Source organism: Winogradskyella sp. R77965 (assembly GCF_044594915.1).
GTDB lineage: Bacteria > Bacteroidota > Bacteroidia > Flavobacteriales > Flavobacteriaceae > Winogradskyella.
Genome location: NZ_CP138990.1, coordinates 543,102 through 565,344, shown reverse-complemented (window position 1 = coordinate 565,344; position 22,243 = coordinate 543,102). Strand labels below are relative to the sequence as shown.

General features: G+C 34.0%; 15 protein-coding genes. 8 read left to right on the top strand and 7 right to left on the bottom strand.

Annotated features, from left to right (window positions below):
• Position 1: 1 nt before the first annotated feature.
• Entirely contained in the window at positions 2-859 is an 858-nt protein-coding gene (nadC, locus tag SJY34_RS02625; RefSeq protein ID WP_400078643.1) for a carboxylating nicotinate-nucleotide diphosphorylase, read from the bottom strand.
• 106 nt (positions 860-965) lie between these two features.
• Between nadC and SJY34_RS02620 the strand changes: the two genes are divergently transcribed.
• Positions 966-1,427, top strand: coding sequence for a hypothetical protein (locus SJY34_RS02620; protein ID WP_400078642.1), 462 nt, complete (start codon positions 966-968; stop codon positions 1,425-1,427).
• 17 nt (positions 1,428-1,444) lie between these two features.
• A complete protein-coding gene (gene rlmH / locus SJY34_RS02615) occupies positions 1,445-1,918 on the top strand; it encodes a 23S rRNA (pseudouridine(1915)-N(3))-methyltransferase RlmH (RefSeq protein WP_400078640.1) in 474 nt (157 codons plus the stop codon).
• A 44-nt stretch (positions 1,919-1,962) separates the two neighbouring features.
• Here the strand turns inward: rlmH and SJY34_RS02610 are convergent, their stop codons facing one another.
• Positions 1,963-2,262, bottom strand: a complete 300-nt coding sequence (locus tag SJY34_RS02610; RefSeq protein ID WP_400078638.1) for an HPF/RaiA family ribosome-associated protein — start codon at positions 2,260-2,262, stop codon at positions 1,963-1,965.
• Positions 2,263-2,387: 125 nt separating this feature from the next.
• Between SJY34_RS02610 and SJY34_RS02605 the strand changes: the two genes are divergently transcribed.
• Positions 2,388-2,972: a non-canonical purine NTP diphosphatase gene (locus tag SJY34_RS02605; protein WP_400078636.1), complete on the top strand. Its 585-nt coding sequence runs from the start codon at positions 2,388-2,390 to the stop codon at positions 2,970-2,972.
• On the opposite strand, the gene SJY34_RS02600 is transcribed toward SJY34_RS02605, so the two are convergent.
• From SJY34_RS02600 to guaA, 4 genes are all read right to left on the bottom strand, one after another.
• Positions 2,962-3,195, bottom strand: coding sequence for a DUF3820 family protein (locus tag SJY34_RS02600; RefSeq protein ID WP_400078634.1), 234 nt, complete (start codon positions 3,193-3,195; stop codon positions 2,962-2,964). The two genes, SJY34_RS02605 and SJY34_RS02600, sit on opposite strands and share 11 nt — an antisense overlap.
• Complete coding sequence (locus tag SJY34_RS02595; RefSeq protein WP_400078632.1) at positions 3,195-3,737, bottom strand: DUF922 domain-containing protein; 543 nt, start codon at positions 3,735-3,737, stop codon at positions 3,195-3,197. The genes SJY34_RS02600 and SJY34_RS02595 overlap by 1 nt, the downstream gene beginning before the upstream one ends.
• 11 nt (positions 3,738-3,748) lie before the next feature.
• Positions 3,749-5,656, bottom strand: coding sequence for a LysM peptidoglycan-binding domain-containing protein (locus SJY34_RS02590; RefSeq protein WP_400078630.1), 1,908 nt, complete (start codon positions 5,654-5,656; stop codon positions 3,749-3,751).
• Between the two features lie 63 nt (positions 5,657-5,719).
• Complete coding sequence (gene guaA / locus SJY34_RS02585) at positions 5,720-7,255, bottom strand: glutamine-hydrolyzing GMP synthase (protein WP_400078629.1); 1,536 nt, start codon at positions 7,253-7,255, stop codon at positions 5,720-5,722.
• Positions 7,256-7,438: 183 nt separating this feature from the next.
• Between guaA and SJY34_RS02580 the strand changes: the two genes are divergently transcribed.
• The 5 genes from SJY34_RS02580 (at position 7,439) to SJY34_RS02560 (ending at position 16,837) form a co-directional block, all read left to right on the top strand.
• Entirely contained in the window at positions 7,439-9,292 is a 1,854-nt protein-coding gene (locus SJY34_RS02580) for a tetratricopeptide repeat protein (RefSeq protein ID WP_400078627.1), read from the top strand.
• A 230-nt stretch (positions 9,293-9,522) separates the two neighbouring features.
• Positions 9,523-11,163: a hypothetical protein gene (locus SJY34_RS02575; protein WP_400078625.1), complete on the top strand. Its 1,641-nt coding sequence runs from the start codon at positions 9,523-9,525 to the stop codon at positions 11,161-11,163.
• A gap of 118 nt (positions 11,164-11,281) precedes the next feature.
• Positions 11,282-12,685 carry a leucine-rich repeat protein gene (locus tag SJY34_RS02570; protein ID WP_400078623.1) on the top strand — a complete coding sequence of 468 codons (1,404 nt, stop codon included), beginning with the start codon at positions 11,282-11,284 and terminating at the stop codon, positions 12,683-12,685.
• Positions 12,686-12,818: 133 nt separating this feature from the next.
• Positions 12,819-14,690, top strand: a complete 1,872-nt coding sequence (locus tag SJY34_RS02565) for a tetratricopeptide repeat protein (RefSeq protein WP_400078621.1) — start codon at positions 12,819-12,821, stop codon at positions 14,688-14,690.
• A gap of 224 nt (positions 14,691-14,914) precedes the next feature.
• Positions 14,915-16,837 (top strand): thiol-activated cytolysin family protein, encoded by a 1,923-nt coding sequence (locus SJY34_RS02560; RefSeq protein WP_400078619.1) that lies wholly within the window; start codon positions 14,915-14,917, stop codon positions 16,835-16,837.
• Positions 16,838-16,905: 68 nt separating this feature from the next.
• On the opposite strand, the gene SJY34_RS02555 is transcribed toward SJY34_RS02560, so the two are convergent.
• Positions 16,906-22,116 (bottom strand): PQQ-dependent sugar dehydrogenase, encoded by a 5,211-nt coding sequence (locus SJY34_RS02555; RefSeq protein ID WP_400078617.1) that lies wholly within the window; start codon positions 22,114-22,116, stop codon positions 16,906-16,908.
• Positions 22,117-22,243 lie beyond the last annotated feature (127 nt).

Here is a 22,243-nt window from a genome sequence, read left to right as displayed (position 1 = left end):
ACTAAACTGCCTTAAGGCTTAAATCCATATTATAAACTGAATGCGTTAGCGCACCAGACGAAATATAATCTACACCACATTCTGCGTATTTTCTAAGCGTATTTTCATTTATACCACCAGAAGATTCCGTTAAACACTGATCTCCAATCAACTTTACTGCTTTTCGTGTATCATCGTAATTAAAATTATCGATTAGAATTCTGTAAACACCTCCAGCCTCTAAAATTTCTTTAATTTCTTCTAGATTTCTGGCCTCTACTATAATTTTTAAGTCTCTATTTGTATCTTTTAAATATTGTTTAGTTAGATTAATAGCCTTTGCTACTCCACCTGCAAAATCGATATGGTTGTCTTTTAGCATTATCATATCATACAACGCAAATCTATGGTTTGTACCTCCACCAATTTTTACGGCCCATTTTTCTAAAGCCCTAATTCCTGGAGTGGTTTTGCGTGTGTCTAAAATTTTGGTTTCAGTGCCCTCTAATAAGTCAACAAACTGTCTAGTTTTTGTTGCAATAGCACTCATTCGCTGCATAGCATTTAGGACGAGTCGCTCAGCCTTTAAAATAGATTGAGATGCTCCTTCTACATAAAAAGCAATATCTCCATATTTTACTTTACTGCCATCTTCAATCAAAGTTTCAACTTTCATATCAATGTCAACATAGGTAAATACTTGCTTTGCAAATTCAATACCAGCAATTATGCCGTCGTCTTTAACTAACAGTTTTGCTTTTCCATGGGCTGAAGCAGGAATACATGCCAATGAGCTATGATCACCATCTCCTACGTCCTCTCTTATTGCATTTGCTATAATTCCTTCTATTTCTTTATCGAATTGTTCTTTTGAAATCATGTAAAATCTTATTTAATGTAAAAATAGGAATTGATTTCTGATTAACTAAACAGATTGTTACAACTTTTGCATTAGGTCGTCGAACATATAACCAATATTATATATCATGTCACTATTTGAGCAACTTCACAATAAAATTTATAATAAAAAGTTTTATGTCTTTTTTACATGGTTTACACGTGTGTTACTTGCTATAGCATTTTTACCTTCCGGTTTTATCAAAATTATGGGTAAAAGGTTTACTACTATTTCTGTGGAAGATCCTGTCGGGTTCTTTTTTGAAGCTATGTATCAAACAGGATGGTATTGGAATTTTTTAGGTCTGACACAATTAATAGTTGCTGGGCTTTTACTAATTCCTAGAACTACCTTTTTTGCCTCCTTACTTTACTTACCTATAATTATAAACATTTTTTTTATGGTAACTTCAATGCATTTCACAGGCACGCCTGTAGTTACGGGTTTGATGCTTCTTGCTAATATCTATCTAATTCTTTGGGATTACGAAAAGTTAAAGAGAATAGTCTATATTATTTTTCAAAAAGCTAGTGTAATGTCTTCAATATAAGATTGTAAATTTGTTCTATGACTATAAAACTCATCGCCATTGGCAAAACCGACAACAAAAATTTAATCGCTTTAATTGATGATTACACGAAACGATTGAGTCATTACATTCGATTTGAATTTGAAATCATCCCAGATCTAAAAAAAGTAAAACACCTTTCCGAAGCGCAACAAAAAGAAAAAGAAGGAGAACTGATTTTGGCTAAAACACAAAATTCTGATGTACTGATTCTTTTAGACGAGAACGGTAAACAACTAGATTCTGTAGGCTTTTCTTCTTATTTACAGAAGCATATGAATTCTGGGATTAAGACTCTAATCTTTGTAATTGGAGGCCCTTATGGGTTTTCAGATGCGATATATAAGAGAGCAAACGGCAAACTAGGTTTATCAAAAATGACGTTTTCTCACCAAATGGTTAGATTGTTCTTTATTGAACAATTGTACAGAGGGTTTACTATTCTTAGAAATGAACCATATCATCATCGCTAAAAACAATAAACCCTCTGATATTAAACGTCGAAACGCTTTTGGTATTAGTGTGTTTTATAAATTTCTTTTCTCTTTTTGAGTTGTCTTTCTAAATCTTTTATCGTCTCTCTTACAGCGACTTCATAATTTCCTTCGTTTGATGTGGCAAATAAACGCGGACCTGGAAGGCTTAGTTCTATGTCACATATCTTGCCTTTATCATGAAAATTATCATCGTGCTTAAACTTTACTGCTGCACTGATTAAAAACTCATACTTATTAAATAATTTATCTAACTTTTCTTCTGTGAAACTTGAAAGTGTCTCACTAACATCTGTATTTACGTACTGAATATTTACCGTCATACTCTATCTTTATAGTTTAAAATTTGTTTTCTCTAAGATAAACAAATTGGTAATTAAAATGACTGACTTAAATCATAAAATTGAATTAAAATTTCATAAATTCGATGAATCTTTTTCTCTAATAAATGCAACTCGTTTTCGCTACAAATAACCCAAACAAACTCAAAGAAGTTCAGGCCTTGGTACCCAATCATATTAAACTATTGAGCTTAGAAGACATCCTCTGTATCGAAGATGTTCCTGAAACACAAACAACTATAGAAGGCAATGCCATACAAAAAGCAGAATATATTAAAACTAACTATGGCTATGATTGCTTTGCAGATGACACAGGTTTAGAAGTTGAAGTTCTAAATGGTGAGCCTGGTGTGTATTCTGCACGTTATGCCGGTTCACAAAGAAATGCCGAGGATAATATGAATAAATTACTTTCTGAACTAAAACATAAAGATAATAGAAACGCTCAATTTAAAACCGTTATTGCTTTGCATCTTGATGGCAAGTTGCAAACCTTTACCGGAATCTGTAAAGGTGAAATCACTAAAGAAAAACAGGGAGAAAAAGGCTTCGGTTATGATCCAATTTTTAAAGCCGATGGGTATGAAAAAACCTTTGCTGAGATTAGTTTAGATGAAAAGAATAAAATTGGTCATCGCGGCAAAGCTGTAACTCAATTGGTTAATTTTTTAAATAATTTATCTACTTCTTAAAATCACGCTTAATCGTATAAATTAATTCTTCAAGTCCATTGATTTTAATATCATGCATCTGTATCATCATACGACCTAGCTTACCTTCTGGAAATCCTTTTTGTTTAAACCAAGTATAGTAATATTCTGGGATATCTACTAAGTATTGATTTTTGTATTTCCCAAAAGGCATTTTATAGTGTGCTAACTCTATGAGCGCTTCTTTACTACCTTCCAAATTCATTAAGACTTGTATTGTTCTAGGCTCGTAAGTTCTTTAGCTATAAAACTTTCCCATCGCTTCTGCATTTCAGTATTAATGGAATGACTGCTTTGCTCATCGTAACGCTTTTGGGTTTCATCTAAAGCTTCATTAATTGCAGTATGCAATCTTTTCATTTGCTCTTTAAGATTTTGATTTACTTTTAGTCGCTTTAATTGCTCTCTAAACTTACGAGCATATAACTCCGTAATATCAAAATGCAACTGCTCATGACTTAAAATATAGTCATTCCCTTTTTCTTCAAAATACCAGGATTTATTTGGATAAAAATGAGCTTCAACGGATGTTGAAAAATCTATAATTCGTCTACCAGATGTCTTTACCGAATAGCCAAAAGTAATGCCAGAAGCTGTTAAGGCCACAGCATCAGACTGTAAATTAGGGTCCGCTTTAAAATCTTCCCAAGTAAGCTTACGAGACTCATCCCATGTCATGGTTTCTTCATTAGAGTTGTTTCCAACAAAAAGAAGTAAAAGACAACATATGAGCGACTTTGTATACATATTGAAGACTATTAATTAGCTTTAACAATTCTTAAATTATCATATTTTACGATGTAAACGGCTTCATTTACATAGCCGCCAAATAATGATTTTTTGTATCTAAATTTGTTCTCTATATATTCCGTTTCTATCATATCACTAGAAGCTCCGTATAAGTCGTCTTCTGAAGCTAGACGCATTAACAAATCTAAAGTAAGATCAAATCCACGTGCAACATATTTACTAGGAGAAACGCCATATTCTTTGCGATAAGCTCTCACAAAACTATTAGACTTATATTCATCAAAATCTTTATTTACAGAAGGATAATGAAACTTGAGATTAGACAAATTATTATTATCAATATTCTTACCTTCAAAAGCTTTATTTTTATTTAAAGTCATTAAAACAATTTCAGTTCTTTTATCAATCTTAGCATTGAGCATACTAATTACACTTGATGCTAAAGAGTTATTATTTGTTTCTAAAAACACAATGGTTTTACCTGCTGGAAAAATATTTTCTATATCCTGTGGATAAATAAAAAACCCATCCTTTTCCTTCTGCTTTCTATTCATTCTTGAAAAGATAAGGTGCGAATTTGTAAACTCACTTTTTAAAGCTTCACTAGATGTACGATGTGATTGATCCGAAATAATAACTACTTTAGTTTTTAAACTATCAGCCTTTACAAAATCTATCATTGTTTTACGCAAAAGTTTATCTTCTGGTACAGTTTGAAACACATTACTATAAACGTCCTTAGGCTTATTCATTGCTGCTATAACAGGTACATTATATCTTCTCAACGTCTTGGCAACACGATCAAAACTTGTGCCATCCATAGGTCCAATCACAGCGTCATAATCTGAAAAATCATTATCATCTAATAACTTTCCCGTAGCTGAGATTTTATTTCGAGTATCTAAAACCTTTAAATCTGTTGAAATTCCCAGTTGCTTAGCAGAATCTAATGCCATCATTACACCAACATGAAAATCTAAAACTATTGATAAGCGCTTATTATTTTTAATTCTATCTTTTGTTTCTTCGGTGGCATCCACATCAATTTTATCTAATTGATATGGCATCATCAACGCTAATTTTTTAGTTTCAAAATTCTTTAGACTGCCTTTTAAATTTGTGGTTTCTACATTCCCCAAACTACCTGCAACATTAGTACCAGAAGGTACTTTTAAAACCATTCCTGCTTTTAAACCTGTTTCTTTTAATTCAGGATTTAGTTCTTCTAATTGCTCCTGGGTTAACCCTAGCTTTACTTTTAATCTGTAAAATCCTTCTTTTGGTAAAACCTCATAATAACTGTATGTCGCTTCTATTGGTTTTTCATCATCAACTTCAACATTAGGTACGTTGAGTTCATCACCTGGTTGAATGACTTCATTCATTTGCGGATTTAATCCTTCAAGCTCAGCAACCGTAATTCCAAATTTATATGCAATTCTCCATTTACCTTCTTTAGGCTGAACTCTATACTTTTTTACTGTGTTACTTAATGTTTGTTTAGAAATAACGGTTCTGTATTTAGGTATTTGTATTCTATCCCCTTTTTTAAGGTTTTCTGAATACAAAAATCGATTTGCTTTCTTAATTTCTTCCTCGGTAACACTGTATTGCTTTGATAATCCGTATAAGGTTTCCTTACGCTTTACTTTGTGTTTCTTGTAACCAATTAACTCACGCGACTCTTCCTCAATAGGTTCATTCTTAATTTTAGAATTCGGAATAATTAAAACCGTATTGGGTTGAAACTTGCGTTTTGCATCAGGATTTAATGCATAGATATCAAAAGGTGTTACCAAATACTTTTTTGCAATGCTTTCAATGGTTTCACCAGCTTCAACTTTATGCTCAACGTACTTTTGTGCGCTAAGACTAATTGTAAAAGCAATTAATATGATGGTTAAAAAATTCTTCATGTATTTTAATTTACTGCTAACTTTAATTTCTCACTGTTTACTCTGACTCAACACTGTAAATGTTTACTCCCATTCTATAGTGGCAGGTGGCTTTGAGCTTATGTCATAAACCACTCTATTTACACCTTTTACTTTATTTATAATTTCATTTGAGGTTTTTTGCAAAAACTCATATGGTAAATTCACCCAATCTGCAGTCATACCATCTGTACTTTCCACAGCTCGTAAAGCTACGCATTTTTCATAAGTTCGCTCATCACCCATTACTCCCACGCTATTCACAGGCAATAACATAGCTCCTGCCTGCCAAACTTTATCATACAAATTCCAAGACCGTAGGTTATTTATAAAAATAGCATCTACCTCTTGCAAAATGCGCACTTTCTCAGCGGTTATATCACCGAGAATGCGAATTCCTAATCCAGGTCCTGGAAAAGGATGTCGTCCTAATAGTTGACTATCCATATTCATAGAAGCACCAACGCGTCTTACCTCATCCTTAAATAACGCTTTAAGTGGTTCAACCACTTTCAACTTCATAAAGTCTGGTAATCCACCAACATTATGATGACTCTTAATCGTTGCACTTGGTCCACCTGTCGCTGAAACACTTTCAATAACATCTGGATAAATAGTCCCTTGCGCCAACCATTTTACATCTTTTATACGATGTGCTTCATCGTCAAAAACTTCAATAAACACGCGACCAATTGCTTTTCTTTTCAGCTCTGGGTCACTCAATCCTTCTAAGGCTTCCAAAAAGCGTGCCGAAGCATCTACACCTTTAACGTTTAATCCCATACCTTCGTATTGATGCAATACATCTTCGAACTCATTTTTTCTTAAAAGTCCGTTATTTACGAAGATACAGTAGAGATTTTTCCCAATAGCTTTGTGCAATAACATGGCGGCTACAGAACTATCTACTCCACCTGAAAGACCAAGAACCACTTTATCATTTCCAAGCTTATTCTTTAAATCATCAACGGTTTCTTCAACAAAAGATTGTGGAGTCCAGTCTTGTTCTACCTCTGCTATCTTTATTAAAAAATTATGTAAAAGCTGGTGACCATCAGTAGAATGGTACACTTCTGGATGAAACTGAATGGCATAAGTAGCTTCTCCATCAATCTTAAAAGCAGCATTCTCAACATCGTCAGTACTTGCTAAAAGCACTCCACCTGTTGGTAATTGCTTTATGGTATCACTATGGCTCATCCATACTTGACTCCCTTCATGGATATTTTCGAAGAAATCTTCATCAGATTTAATAAATCCTAAGTTGGCTCTACCATACTCACGTGTATTGGATTCAGCAACCTCTCCACCAGAAAAATGTGCCAGATATTGAGCTCCATAGCATACGGCGAGCATTGGTTTTTTACCTCGTATTTGAGATAAATCTATATGTAATGCATCTTCTGAGCGCACAGAAACTGGACTACCAGATAATATAACCGCTTTAAAACTTTCTGAATCTGAAGGAATTTTATTGAAAGGATGGATTTCGCAATAGATATTTAATTCTCTGACGCGACGCGCAATAAGCTGTGTGTATTGCGATCCGAAATCTAAAATAAGGACTTTGTTGTGTTGCATGTGCAAAAATAATCATAGATTTTAGATTGACGATTGACTATCTGCGATTTTTTGAATAGTTTTTAACAGTTTTAAATTAGGTGAGAAATCATATTATATTATGATGTACCCCTTTTGTCCTACCCATAAAATAGAGCTCTAAGTTTTATAATAGTATCTTTATATTTCATAAAAATTCGTGTTATGAAAACTTTTATTAAACTTGGGTTTATAGCTATTCTAATTACGACATCAATACATAGTCAACAGTCTCAAAAATTAGATAGTTTACTCCAGACTATCAAAAATCAGGCTAATGATACTTTAAAAGTAAAAAACCTGCAGGAGGTATTTAAATCGTATCTCTATAATAATCCTAAGTTAGCACTAGAATATGCTGAAAAAGGACTTAAACTTTCTAAAAAACTTAATTACAAAAAAGGTATTGCACGTAATTACTATAATCTTGGTGTTTATTACAGTAACACAAGGCAGAAAGATTCAACACTAACTAATTATAACAAAGCTGCAGGTATTTATGAAGAATTAAAATCATCTGAAGGTAAAATATTAGTAAATAGCGGATTAGCTATTTTTGAATTGGATCGTGGAAATTTTGATAAAGCCCTGAGTATTACTGACGAGCTCATAACTATGCTTACTACAACCGTTAGTGATTCTTCTGCATTAGCCCATGCCTACGGTTTTAAAGGTTCTGTAAATATTCAAAAAGGAAATTATCAAATTGCCCTAAATCAAATTCTAAAACAGGTAAAAATCTTAGAAAAACTTAATAATCCAATAATGCTTGCAGATGCTTATAACAATCTTGCAGGTGTTGAACTTACTAATGAAAATTTTGAATCGTCCATAGATTATAACTTAAAGGCACTACCCATATATAAAGCACAAAATGATACCTTTTACCAGGCTGCTGTATATAATGATTTGGGAATGGCCTATTACAGTATGGGTGATTTTGAAAATGCTGAGACTAATTTAAATCGCAGTCTACAACTCTCACAGCAGCTAAACAATATTAATTTAGAGGCCACTGTCCTTGCAAATTTAGGTAATACATACACTAAAAAAGGGGATTACAATAAGGCTCTAGAGTTTGGGACTCAAAGTCTAGAACTTGTCCAAAATATTGGAAGAAAAAATAAAATTGTTGAGAGTTTAAACGGTCTTGGCATGACCTATAGTGCAATGGGTAAAGAAGATAAAGCATTGGAATATTACGATAAGGTCGTTGTTTTATCGGATACTATTGGAAACAAGTTTTTTCTTAGTCTGGGCTATAAAGAAAGGGCAACATCGTACGCACTTCTAAATAATTACAAATTTGCTTACGATAATCTTAAACAACACCTAATTATTAAAGATTCTATTTATAATGATACCAAATCACAACAGATAGGAGAGCTCAGAACAATTTATGACACCGAAAAAAAGGAGCAGCAAATTCAATTTCAAAAAAATGAAATTGAATTATTAAGCACAAAAAATAAGGTGAATAATCTACAAAGACTTATATTAGGGCTTGGTTTTGCCATAGCCTTAATTACTGCATATGCTTATTACCAGAGAAATAAACGAAACAAATTGGCAAAAGAAAAGGCCGAAGTGGATTTAGAATTTAAAACCAAAGAATTAACAACACATGCCTTACATCTTGCCAAAAAAAACGAGGTACTTAATGACTTAAAACAGAAAGCTAAAGTGCTAAAGCAAGATGCCAATGCAGATCCTGGCTATCAAATGCTTATACAAACCATAAATTTTGACCTTCAAGACGACGCCAACTGGAAAAACTTTAGCAAGTATTTTGAAGAAGTTCATAAAGGTTTCAACGAGAAAGCCCAAAAACAATTCCCCAACATTACCAAAAATGATTTACGTCTAATGGCACTATTAAAAATGAATCTATCCTCAAAAGAAATTGCCAATATTCTAAATATTTCTCATGCAGGCATTAAAAAAGCAAGACAGCGTCTTCGTAAAAAAATGGAGATAGATTCCAACACCTCTTTAGAGGCGACTGTGATAGCTATTTAACTAAAAAAACACACGGATTAAACCAACCGAAACACCTGTAATTACAGGTGTTTTTTAATGTATCCCTTTTGTATCCCTTCCTTTTTTTGATACTGATAATCACTCATCTATGTTTGTCATGTCATTAAGTTGACACAACCGTTTTTGTGGTGTCTTGTTCAAAAGGGCTGCAGACCTTCTTTGAGCAAGTCGCACAAAACGATAAACACAAACCACAAAAATTAGTTATTATGAATTTTATTAAAAACATCAGACTGAATTGGGCCCTATATACATTACTAGCTTTAACTGCAATAAATTGTAGTAAAGACGATAGCAATAGTTCACCTGAGGAAGAACAGCAAACAGAATTAATTGAATCTGGTGGTGTTAGCCCAGAAGATTTTGAAACCTATGAAGGTGATATTGGTTTTATTCTAAATACCAGAAACATCGCAAAAAAAGGATACCAACCAACGCAAGCGATAATCAATGTAACCGCCACTACTGGAGATTATTCCCAAACCATAACCCTAGATGAGTTCTCTTTTCTAGGTCAGATTAAATTATCAAAAGAAAATTTATCAGATGAGGCTGAAGCTGAATTAGCCGAAGGAGTAGGACTTTCAGTAACTATTCTCGATGAAAATGATACAGAAATTATATCACAAAACTTTTCCGGAATTGTATTTAATAGTCAAAATCCACCAAAATCTTTAAACGTAGCTACCTTGGAAGAAACCGAATTAAACCAAACTATTAACTTGGCTCAAGACACACCTTATTACGTGCAAGAAGTTAACAATGAATTACTTCCTATAGCAAGTGCCTTAAGAGTTAATAGCAATCCTGGATTTGATGATATTCTCACTGTTTCATCGGGTGCTACGTTTAATGGTATAGATACAGAACCTGATATGATTTTCAATTTTGTTCCTTTTGAGGGCGAATTCAATACTTATGCCATAAAACTGAAAGCATATGGACAGTTTGTTGGAGTAAGCAATGAATCCCATAGACATGTAAAAATGTTCGGTTTCAACAATTTTGATGATGTGTTAAACGCATCAACAGTAGAAAACTATAAATTCATCATTGAAAAAATATCAGAAGGAAAATACATTATTAAATCAAAGCTTACCGGACATAGTTTCAAAACCATAAGTGGTGTTGGCATTGCGGCAGGAACTATTGGAACAGAGCGCTATTTTAGAATTATATCTAACACGTGGAACTGGGAAGTCCAAGAATTAGGTGTTACTTCACTTACACCAATTTTGGCGAAACCAACAACCTCTTTTGGTGCTAACAGTACCTTAACCAACTGTGGAAATGGTACCTTATCACAAACTATTGGGACAGACGAGTCAGAAACAACCACTAATACATTAGGTTGGGAAGAAAGTTTTTCAATCACAGGCAGCGTCAGTTCTAGCTATTCTGCAACGGTAGGAACCGAGTTTGAAGCTGGTTTTTTTGGTACATCGGCTACGTATAATGCAGAAGTAAGTACTACACAAGAGATAAGTGCAAGCATGACTTCAGACAATACTACATTTAGTGAAGAAATAAATGAAACAACGGAGACTTTATTTTTTGAACGTACAGTAACCGTACCATCAGGTAGCGCCTCTTTAGTATATGACGTCGCACAAACTTATGACAACACCATCGTACAATTTGTACAGCGAATTAGATTAACGGCCACAGATGAAAATGGCTCAATATCTGGCGAAGAATTACAATCGCAACTTCAATTTAGCAGATTCAATGGTGTGGTAACAGATGTACAGGATAGTTATATCGATATTTCAATTAAAGGTTTTATGGAACTAGGCAGGTTTTTTGAAGCTCAAAGTAGTGTTGAAGATGTACCTGTTAACTGCAATTAATACTATCTAAACTAAAGGATGAATTTTGAAACTCATCCTTTTTTTCTTTGAATCATTAAAACAAAATATGATGAAACTTTATAAAAACAGACTAAATTTAATACAGAAAAAAGCTTCCTTGAAAAGAGAAATCAGTGTATCTACCGTATTCTTTTTAATGAGCTTAGCGATACACGGGCTATCCTTTACGGTAGACGGTATCACATACAACCAATACGGCAATATTAGTAACAACGTCGTAGAGGTTATGTCTGGATGTATGGAAACAGTTACCATACCAGAAACTGTTGTCTACAATAGCAACACTTATTATGTTAACCGTATTGCTTCAGATGCCTTTTTATCTTGTAATAACCTAGTGAATCTTAACCTCCCCAATTCATTACTAACAATAGAAAGCCATGCCTTTGAAGCATGTGATAATTTAGTAAACATTACTATTCCAGATTCGGTAATATTGATAGAATATCAAGCTTTCGCATATTGTACCAGTTTAACAAATATCACTTTTTCTGATTCACCTATATCATTTGGCTCATCAATTTTTAGAGGTTGTACAGGTCTAACCTCGGTAAGTTTACCTAATACTTTTACGTCCATTCCAAGTGCTTTCTTCTATGATTGCACTAGTCTATCATCAGTGACCCTCCCAGAGACCATAACATCAATTAATCCAAGTGCTTTTCGTAACTGTAGCAGCCTAACTTCAATAGTTATACCAGAATCAGTTATGAATATTGGATTAAGCACATTTAGTGGTTGTTCTAGTTTAATATCAATCAACATTCCAGATGGAGTAGCTACAATTGAAGATGGTTTGTTTTTTGGATGTTCTTCTCTTCTGTCAATTTCATTACCTGAAACTATAACTTCTATAGGCAATAGTGCGTTTAGGGGAAACCAAGCATTGACATCAATTAATATTCCTGAAAGTGTAAATTCAATTGGAACTTCTGCTTTCTATTTTTGCACAAGTTTAGCAAATATTGCAATTCCAGAAAATGTAACTATTATTAATGAATATACATTCTTTAGATGCTCTAGCATTGATCAGTTTAATATTCCTGAAACTGTTACCGCAATTAGCAATAATGCGTTTGGTCAATGCTATGGATTAACAGACTTTAATGTAAATTGGGATAGTCCTATATCGATAAGTTCCAATGTGTTTTTTCAAACAGCGATTGAAAATATAACCTTAAATGTACCTCTAGGTTTGGTTTCAACTTACGAAGCAGCTTCTGTTTGGATGGATTTTAATCCTATTACAGATGCTACATTAAACACATCAGAAGTTGCTAGCCTTAACAACGTTAATCTGTTTCCAAACCCAGCAACAGACTACATAAGTATTACAAACTTAAATACTCAAGATAATTATACAATCTATGATGTTTTAGGCAAAAAAGTAAACTCTGGTCAACTTTTAATAGACTCTAAAATTTCTGTTGCTCAGCTAGAAAAAGGAATTTATTTCTTAAAACTAGAAAACTATAAAACACTTCGATTCCTAAAAAATTAAAGTTGTGTTAGTCTTAAAAAAGCAAACCTTTCGGTTTGCTTTTTTTGTTTGTCCGCTTTTTGTCCGTACTCAAAATTTAAACCTGAAAGAAGAATTAGTATCTTTAAGCTATCCAACTACAATCACTTGTAAAATGATACAAAAGTATCTTATCTTATTTGCTTTTATTTTTGCGTCAGACTATACAACTTGGGCTCAGAGCCAAGAAAAAATAGATAGTCTTTTGAATGTTTACAAAAATCAAAAGCAAGATTCTTCTAAGGTAAAAAGTGCACATACCATCTACGATGCCTATTACGAATCTAACCCAAAAATAGCTTTAGAGTATTCTCATGAAGCCCTTAAACTTGCAAAAAAAATAGACTACACTTCAGGACTCGCCAAATCTTACCATCATAAAGGGAGATATTTTATGATAACACGTAAGATAGATTCTTCAAGGTATTACTTTACAGAATCTCTTAATCTATATAATAGCTTAAATGATAAACATGAAGCAGGCTTACTTACATATGATATGATACAATTATTATATGTAACTGCTAATTATAAAAAAGCTTTAGAAAAGATTTCTGAAAATTTAGAAACGTATAGCAAGCCTATTCCAGACTCAATTATAATGATGAAACTACATCTTATAAGCGCTAAAGTTTACATGAGGTTAACAGAATATGATAAAGGGTTTGAGTCCGCTCTTAAGGCACTAAAAATTGCCGAAGCATTACAATTACCTAATGAAAAAATAAAAGTAAAAAGCGCATTAGCTTCACTCTATCATTATACAAATAATAAAGAAAAGTCAATAGAGATAAAAAAAGAGTTACTTATTTATTACAAAAAGCAAAACAATAAAAGAAAAATAGGATTAACTTTAAATGATTTAGGTAATTCTAATTATGTGATTGAAAACTATGACATTGCACTAAAATACTTAAACGAAAGCTTAGGATATTCTCAAGAAGTTAAAAATCATAGCCTTATAGGCATAACGTTATTTAATATAGGTAAGACCTATGTGAGGCTTGGACAAACTCAAAAGGGAATTGATTACTTAAAAAAATCTATTGATTATTCTAAAACTATTTCTCACCATCCACTTTCAGAATCTTGGGCCTTAAAAAAATTAGCAGATGTTTACACTGAAGAATTAAACCAACCAGAACGCGCAATTCCAATGTTAGATCGCGCTATAATTATAGCTGATTCGGTTGGCAACAAAGATGATCTATATCAATCGTATAGAGATCGCTCTCAAGCTTATGCAGCTTTAGGTTTACACGATAAGGCTTTGAAAGACCATATAATCTTCAAGAGTATAAATGATTCTGTCTATAATATCGAAAAGTCCAAAGACATTGAAAGACTAAAAACAGAATTTGAAACTAAAGAAAAAGAACAGCAGATCGCTTTTCAAAAAAACGAAATTGACCTCCTAGAACAAAAAGCCAAAATTAGTAAGCTTCAAAAATTATTACTAGGTGTTGGTCTAGGATTAGCCTTAATTGCTATTGGCTTTGGTTTTTATGGTTTTAGACAAAGAATAAAACGTAATAAGGTCGAAAAAGAAAAACTAGACAATGAACTGGCCTTTAAGAAAAAGGAATTAACCACCCATGCGCTGCATCTTGCAAAGAAAAATGAAGTACTCGAAAACCTAAAGCAACAAGCTGAAGAATTAAAATCTGAACAAAGTATTGGTGGCTACCAACATCTTATAAGAACCATAGACTTTGACCTGCAAGACGACAATAATTGGGAGAATTTTAGTAATTATTTTCAACAAGTGCATAAAGATTTTAATTCCAAGATAAAAGAACAATATCCAAAAATTTCAGCATCAGAATTACGATTCCTATCACTCGTGAAAATGAATCTATCTTCTAAAGAGATCGCTTCTATCCTTAACATCTCTAATGAAGGTATTAAAAAAGCAAGGTATCGTGTCCGTAAAAAATTAGGACTCGATCCTAACGAATCTCTAGAAGACCTTATATTCTCTATATAAAAAGTAGCTTAGTAAAGTCAGTCCGCTTTTAGTCCGTACACATTTTAGGGTCGTCCGACTTTTGTACGTACAACTTATTTCACTGAATACCAAACAGATAATACATTTGAATTGTCATTAGTTTGACATACCAGTTTTGTGGTGTCTTGCGCTAGTTTGGGCTGCAGACCTTTTTAAAGCGCAAGGGCACACAAAACAAGTTTAATCACAAAACACTTTTAATCATGAGACATTTAAAAAAAGTAAGTATTCTTATGTTATGCATTATATGCCTTGCATGTAGTAAAGACGACGGATCTAATAATGGTGAAAATAATGAAGACGTTATCGCTTTAGGCGGAGAATTTCCTTCGTTTCCACAATCTAAATCGGTAACACCTAGTGAACCTGTTGAAGCTGAACCAGAAAATCCAGTAGCTGATGATGGAACAATTACACGTTACAATTGCGAAAGAGTTACTTTGAGCATTACTGATGGTAATCCTCAGTTCCCTATGTTTAATCCAAATGCAGATGTTATTTATCCAGGTAATCTCATACAGGGTGCGACAAGAAACAACGCAACACCTTCTATTATACCTGTTGGTAGAGCTGATGGCACTATTTCTTACAACTTAAACAATGGTAATCTACAATCCTTCTTCGATGTAGATGAAGTTAAGAAGAGTTCTATACAAAATGCTATGAATCGAATCATCAGCGGCGCTGAAATGGCAGGTAGTGTAATACCTAGCAATTTTAATCTAGAAATTACTCAAGTAGAATCAGAAGAAGCACTGGCTTATGAAATGGGCTTAAACGTTGAAACGTTTACAACTAGTGCTTCAGCGAATTTGTCATTCTCACAAAACACTACATACAACAGAACATTAGTAAAATTAACACAGCAATATTATACAATGAGTTTTGATATACCAACTAATGGTTTAGATGGATTTTTTGCAGAGTCTGTGACACCACAAGATTTAGAGCCTCATGTTGGACCAAACAATCCGGCTGCGTTTATTTCTTCGGTAACTTATGGTCGCATTTTTTATATGCTCATAGAGTCTTCATCTACACGTCAAGAGATGCACGCACAATTAGAAGCTGCCTATGACTCCTTTGGAGCTGCTAGCGTTTCTGGTTCCTTAGATGTTAATGCCATGCAAGAATTAGAAGAATTAAACATTAAAGTTGTTGCTTATGGTGGTAACGCTTCTACGACGCCATTAACTGGACCTGCCAATATAAATGAGTTAGCAGACCAATTGCAAGAAAGTACAGATATTAAAGCTGGTTTACCTTTATCGTATACGTTGCGAAGTGTAGAAAATCCTGCCATAGTTGTAGGCACTAATATTTCTACAGAATATGATATTGTACAATGTGAATTACTTGGTGAACTACCGCCAAATCAATATATGGGATTAGTAGATCTTTTTGAAGACGGAATTGGAGCACTAGCAAGTGTGTCTGGTAGTGATGTTTTGGTTTTTAATAAAGCTGGTGATAAATATGCTTGGTACAATGGTAATCTTCCTGGTGTATTTATGGAAAATGATGCGAGAAAAATATATGACTTAAATGATACTAACGGCCCAATAGGAGCTATTGAATTCTCAAGCGTTGGAGCCGCTGCCCAAGTTTTAGATGGTACTGGTGGATATGCTATATATATATTTAATGGTGATGGCACTCAATTTCAATCTTTAGTTATAAATACTAGTCTCATACCAGGCAACGCTTTACCACCTGGACCAATAGGAACCTATTCAACTGGAGGAAACGTTTCTACTCATGTTTGGAGTGTAAATAATACGTTTGGCAATACTGGTCAGCTTATAATGGGTAATGGTTTTGGAGCTGCTGTTAATGTTGGTCATCCGAATGTGGTCTACTTTGAAAGAGATGGTACTGAATACCAACAGCACGATAGTTCTAACGGCGGTTCTTTTGGCTCTCTAACCAATTCAATAAATTGGTATAACAATCAACCAAGAGTTGGAGGTCCATTATTTAGTAAAGTTGATGCTGCCACGAAATATAGAATCGGTAATACAGGTAATACCGTAAAATATATTTTTATTGATGATACTGGTGATTTTCTATACGAGTGGATATCTGGTGGGACAGATAATTTTAGAGGCCCTTGGGCAATTAATTAATTATAATTTTGAGTAAGTCAATAAAAAAGCAAGCTATATGGCTTGCTTTTTTATTAAATTTCTAGAAATTATTTAATCAAAACCTTTTGTGTTTTACTTCCACTATCATTAAACACTTTTACAAAATAAACACCACTTCCAATCCTTGAAATATCGATAGTATTTAATTGCTTATGATGATTCATAGTTTTATTCAAAACCAATCTTCCTTGAATATCATATAAATTCATCTCCGAGTTAGCATCGAGCTCTCCTTTAATATTTAATAATTTTAGATTATCAGTGGTATATATTTTCAAATAGTCTATATCATTATCATTTACCGATAAGACTGATGATGTCACACGAAGATAGAAACGACCTGTACCGCTTAAATTGATATTTGGAGTAAGTATGTAATCAATAGAATTTAATAAGGTAACGGTATTAGTTACATTATCTTCTATATAAACCTCAACATCTACTGGTAAAGTACTTTCACTTATACTAAAAGTAATTTGCTCTCCTTGATTAGCATTAACACCCAATGGAATTATTGTATTTGTTAGATCAGAAGGATTTAAAGCTTGTAAGACTATTGGTAGTCCTGTATTATCTTGTACTAAATGCGAATAAAGAGCAAAATCAGGTGCTGTATTACCCAAAATTTTACCATCAAACCCAGGGTCTAAACCTTGACTTGCGTTCTCATTAAAATAGAATTCGGTAGTATAATTATTGTTTACAGAACTTGCGGTAAGTTTTAAGAAGGTTAATTCATTTGCATTACGACCAGCTATAAAATCATCATTAGTACCTTTTATTCGCATTGATGGATGAAAAACAATATCATAATCATTTACATAAGTATCATTTGCCGCAACAAAGAACCCTTGTCCAGGAGTCATTAAAGTACTCTCAGAGACATTTGCTAATGTAATAATACTCCACTTGTTAGAAGTGCCGTAACCTGCGTATCCATATATACCTGTACCATCTTCCAAAATACTTAAATTGGTTGTAACAGGATTTGTAGTATCATCGATAACATAATTTAAAAATAAATCCATATCAAGATATGATGGGTAAGGATTTCCAATTAAGTTCCATTCGGGGTAGACCGTTCCTACATCTTCAATATTTACGCTAATTTCTCCAGTTGGTACATTACCTGTAAAAGTTAAATAGGTGCCTGAAACCGTTCCAGCTCTATAACCTTTGCCACTAATTAATGGCCATTCAACATCATCAGTATAAATTACATAATCATCAACATTTTTATCAAAAGGTCCAAACAGATACGCTCTTGGGTTATCATTACCATCATTCAATATTTTTGTTGAGTTGGCGTCAGAGAGTAAGAACTCTGTCCAAATTTCTCCCGAAAGTGGCGGTGAAATCAAATCATTTCCACCAGTATTAGCATTAACGTAGCGCTCATATTTTACAGTTCCTTCAATCGTCCCATCTACAATTAAATTAGAATAGGATTGCGATGTTGACTTTAAAATTGTTGTACTAGTTGTTAATGTTACACCTGTATTTATAGTTACTGCTGCACCAGCATTGATAGTTAAATTATCACAACTTGTATTACTTGAAATGACAGCTTCACCTGTATCTACCATTATAGAATCATTTGCATAAGCAACACCATTAGGATCGCTCGGAAGCCAGCCATTATCATAAGTATAAGTTATACCTTCTATAGTGCCATCACATCCTATTAACTCAATTTCTGCTATTTGTGTCAGCGCTATATCTCCTTTATTTTTGGTAATTTCCAATCGATACGTTTTATAAGAAGTTACATTGGCAAACTTAAAATCTCTTGATTGATAACGCTCAGTAAACTCCTCTCCTGTCCAACTCGCTAATTCAGTGAAATTCCCGTCATTAGATCCCAGTATTCTAAAATCTTCAGGATCTCTGCCTGGCACGTCATTAGCACTCGTAATTACTAATTTATTTACAAATTGAGGGTTTTCAAATTCAATAGAAATATAACTAGGATCAACCTCACTCGGAGTTCCTGTATTATCTAACCACTTACTGAAATCACTTGAAGTATTCTTGTTATCAAAGGCTTTAAATCTATTTTCCACTTCGTTGATTTCACCTCTTGCAAGAATGGTTCCTGAACCCACTGGGTCGGTATGATCTACAATTGTTCCGTTACAATCATTATTAATTACTGTTATCTCTGCAGAATCTGCAAATGCACCTTCAACAGTAGTTGCAGTAATAATTACAACACCTTCAGATATGCCTGTAACATTGCCTGAAAAATCAACTATTGCAATTGATTCATCACTCGAAGTCCATATAACATCTTGTTGACTAGCATCATTAGGTAAAATAGTAGCTGATAACGCCACAAATTCATTTGTAAAAACCGCATCAGACTCTGGTGATACATTTACACCAGTGACTGGAACATATAGTAAGTCTGTAAAAGTCCATTTAAAAAAGTCAGAACCATCATTAACATAGGTTTTTATGCTCCCTCCATTAATTGTTGAATTGCCTTCTATTCCTAGATAAAGTCCATTTGATACACTTCTTATAGCAAACTGGTCATTGCCAAGATATTCAAAGGTAAACAACTGGGCAACTGTTCCATTTTCATCATATTGTATGACGTTAGTTCCTGGAGTCTGTCCTTGCCCTTGTACATCTACATTTTTATTGCTGTGAACTGCTTTAATCGTATATTCATTATTTCCTTGAGGTGTCACAATAAACTGTTGATTAGCGCCAGCAACATAGGCCCATTGATGTACATCCGCTAAATTTTCTTGGGATACACCAGCTATGTCCATTGCTAAACCGCTTCCTGCATTGGTTATAACGTAAGTTGAAGCATTTATAGTAGGATCCTCATAATTAGGATCGAGTTGATTTATCCATTCTTCAATAAGATCTATACCCAGCTGATCAGCCTCATTTTTAGCAATTGGCGGCATGGCTATACTAGGATCAACACTTTCATTTCTATGAAAAAGAATAGATTTAGACGCATCACCGCCTACAACAATTCTTTCTCCAGGAATCCCTAGAGGAGTATTTGTACCTGCAAACATAAGCCCTGTTTGAACTAAACTGTTAGATAGTCTCAAATCAAATTGTGCTCTATCTCCAGTCCCTCCGGGTCTATGACAATAAGCACAGTTATTATCGAGATATGATCTTGCTTTTTCATCTAAACTAGCCGTATGATCATCGATAGCCTTATGGGTCTGATAACCTTGTACTGTAGTATCATCAATGGATTCATCTAAAATACCCAAATAACTTAAGGTCACAAGCTGATTTGCTGTAAGTGACGTCACTGGATAAAACATATCGGAATTCAAATTCCTTGTTCTAGGACCTATGGTTCCGCCAGTTGCTGGGTTATGACAAGCGATACAGTCTTGCGTACCTGGATATGTCCAAGTTTGGTTCCGCGTAGATCCTGATGCTGTAGTAATTTGAATATCTTCCTCTAAACCTGAATCTAACAGTACAGCATCCGTTTGAGCAGCATTCCATTTATAAGTTAAAAAATAAAAATTACCTGAACTTGCCCTAACGGAAAATCTTGTTTCTAGACGTTGGGTTAAACTAGGATTGAGCTCATCAATAGGCAATTCAAAATGTTTAATAAGCACTGAACCCACAGGAAATTCCCAATCTCCATTTTCAGAAAATATAATTTTTTCCTGAGGTGTATCGTAAGTACCATCGTTTGGGATAACCATCCAACGTTGTTTCTCTGCTCCATCAGACCAAAACGATTCCACTAAATCATAAGGTATAACACCAGAGTTTGGAGTTAAGGTCTGTAAATCTGAAAAAGCACCGGTTTCCGAAAGTAATTGTGGAGCATCATCTAATGGAGAAACATTCGTTGGTACCAACTTGTATAAAAAGACATTGTTTCCTTGACTTAATAAATAAAGTTCATCTTCTTCATCTTCGCCAAAACCAATAATATTAGTAGGTGAAAAAGAGGTTAAAAGATCATAATCTCCAGTATTTACATCAACAGACCAAATCTCTTCTCCAATACCATAATCTGCACAAATATATTTACCGTAAAAATTTGGCAAATCTGAACCACGATATACATAACCTCCTATGATGGCATTAGCTTCTGAACGCGGAAATTCAACCAAAGGCCCTTCATGAGGCATATTGTTATACATCCCAGCATCATCTCCACCACAATCAGCACCTGGTCCTGAGCCATTTCCCTCAAAAACAGGCCATCCATAATTTTTACCTGCTTCTATGACATTAACTTCCTCATGCAGACCACCACCAATCTCTCCAATATAAAAAGTACCAGTAAGCTCATCCTTAGTCATTCTATGAGGATTTCTATGACCAAGCGTATAATATTCTTCGAAATTAGAACCTGTAGGACTCAAAAATGGGTTATCATTTGGTATACCATAACCAACACCAGATATTTCATCAAGCGATAAATATCCGCCCGCTACTTCTGCTGCTGACCAATTTCCATTTCCATTATTCAATAATTTAACGGGAGTATGACTTTTAGACGGGTCCTCATCTACATCTAACCTTAAGACACCACCATCTAAATTAGTAGTTATATTCTGTGATTTGGTATAAGCCGACTGCTCACCTGTAGTTAAATACAAAAAGCCATCATTACCAAAATCCATAGATCCTCCGCGATGCGTAGAACTAAACATACGCATTTTAAGCATAGTTAATTCTGAACCTGGAACAACTGCATAGGTCGTTGGATTTACTTCGTAACGTCTTAAATAAAGAAAACCTCCCCAATAATCCTCTCGGTAACAACCAAAACCACTTAAGAATGCATCAGGATAGTCTCTGCCCTGATCATCTTTTGATGTATAATAGGTATAAAAGTAATTTTTTCCTGATGTGCCAAATTCTGGATGAATGGCCAATCCTAAAAATCCTCCATCCCAAACCACTCCTACTTCATTAGATAAATCTGCTACAAGATTTTTTGTAGTTACAGTTTCATCATTCTCAAACCAATAAATTTCTCCATTTCGTTGACCAACAATCAACACATTGCTATTAGGAACATGCGTAAATGTTAGAGGTGAATCGAATGTAAGATTAGGAAATGCCGGTCGATATGGTTCTGCCGATGCAGTTACATCTGGAAAATTTCCATTTAAGAATGTTCCTATTGGCTCTGCTTGGGTAAGACCTGGTCCTAAGAAATATGGAGCCGCGCCTATAATAGCAAAAATTGAAACACAAAGAAGTATAAGTATTGGCTTGTTCTTTTTACGAGAAAAATACATTAAGTAAATTATTGATTAATAGCACTACAAATTAAAGCGCTAAAACACCAAATCTATCTTTATTAAGGTAAACTCCTCTTTTAATCGATAACCATCTCTTTAAGAGATCAATAGAGGTTTTTATTTT

Coding starts and splice junctions, on each gene's coding strand:
- nadC (WP_400078643.1), bottom strand. CDS start 859: ATGATTTCAAAAGAACAATTCGATAAAGAAATAGAAGGAATTATAGCA.
- rlmH (WP_400078640.1), top strand. CDS start 1,445: ATGACTATAAAACTCATCGCCATTGGCAAAACCGACAACAAAAATTTA.
- SJY34_RS02595 (WP_400078632.1), bottom strand. CDS start 3,737: ATGTATACAAAGTCGCTCATATGTTGTCTTTTACTTCTTTTTGTTGGA.
- SJY34_RS02610 (WP_400078638.1), bottom strand. CDS start 2,262: ATGACGGTAAATATTCAGTACGTAAATACAGATGTTAGTGAGACACTT.
- guaA (WP_400078629.1), bottom strand. CDS start 7,255: ATGCAACACAACAAAGTCCTTATTTTAGATTTCGGATCGCAATACACA.
- SJY34_RS02565 (WP_400078621.1), top strand. CDS start 12,819: ATGATACAAAAGTATCTTATCTTATTTGCTTTTATTTTTGCGTCAGAC.
- SJY34_RS02590 (WP_400078630.1), bottom strand. CDS start 5,656: ATGAAGAATTTTTTAACCATCATATTAATTGCTTTTACAATTAGTCTT.
- SJY34_RS02555 (WP_400078617.1), bottom strand. CDS start 22,116: ATGTATTTTTCTCGTAAAAAGAACAAGCCAATACTTATACTTCTTTGT.
- SJY34_RS02575 (WP_400078625.1), top strand. CDS start 9,523: ATGAATTTTATTAAAAACATCAGACTGAATTGGGCCCTATATACATTA.
- SJY34_RS02620 (WP_400078642.1), top strand. CDS start 966: ATGTCACTATTTGAGCAACTTCACAATAAAATTTATAATAAAAAGTTT.
- SJY34_RS02580 (WP_400078627.1), top strand. CDS start 7,439: ATGAAAACTTTTATTAAACTTGGGTTTATAGCTATTCTAATTACGACA.
- SJY34_RS02560 (WP_400078619.1), top strand. CDS start 14,915: ATGAGACATTTAAAAAAAGTAAGTATTCTTATGTTATGCATTATATGC.
- SJY34_RS02600 (WP_400078634.1), bottom strand. CDS start 3,195: ATGAATTTGGAAGGTAGTAAAGAAGCGCTCATAGAGTTAGCACACTAT.
- SJY34_RS02605 (WP_400078636.1), top strand. CDS start 2,388: ATGCAACTCGTTTTCGCTACAAATAACCCAAACAAACTCAAAGAAGTT.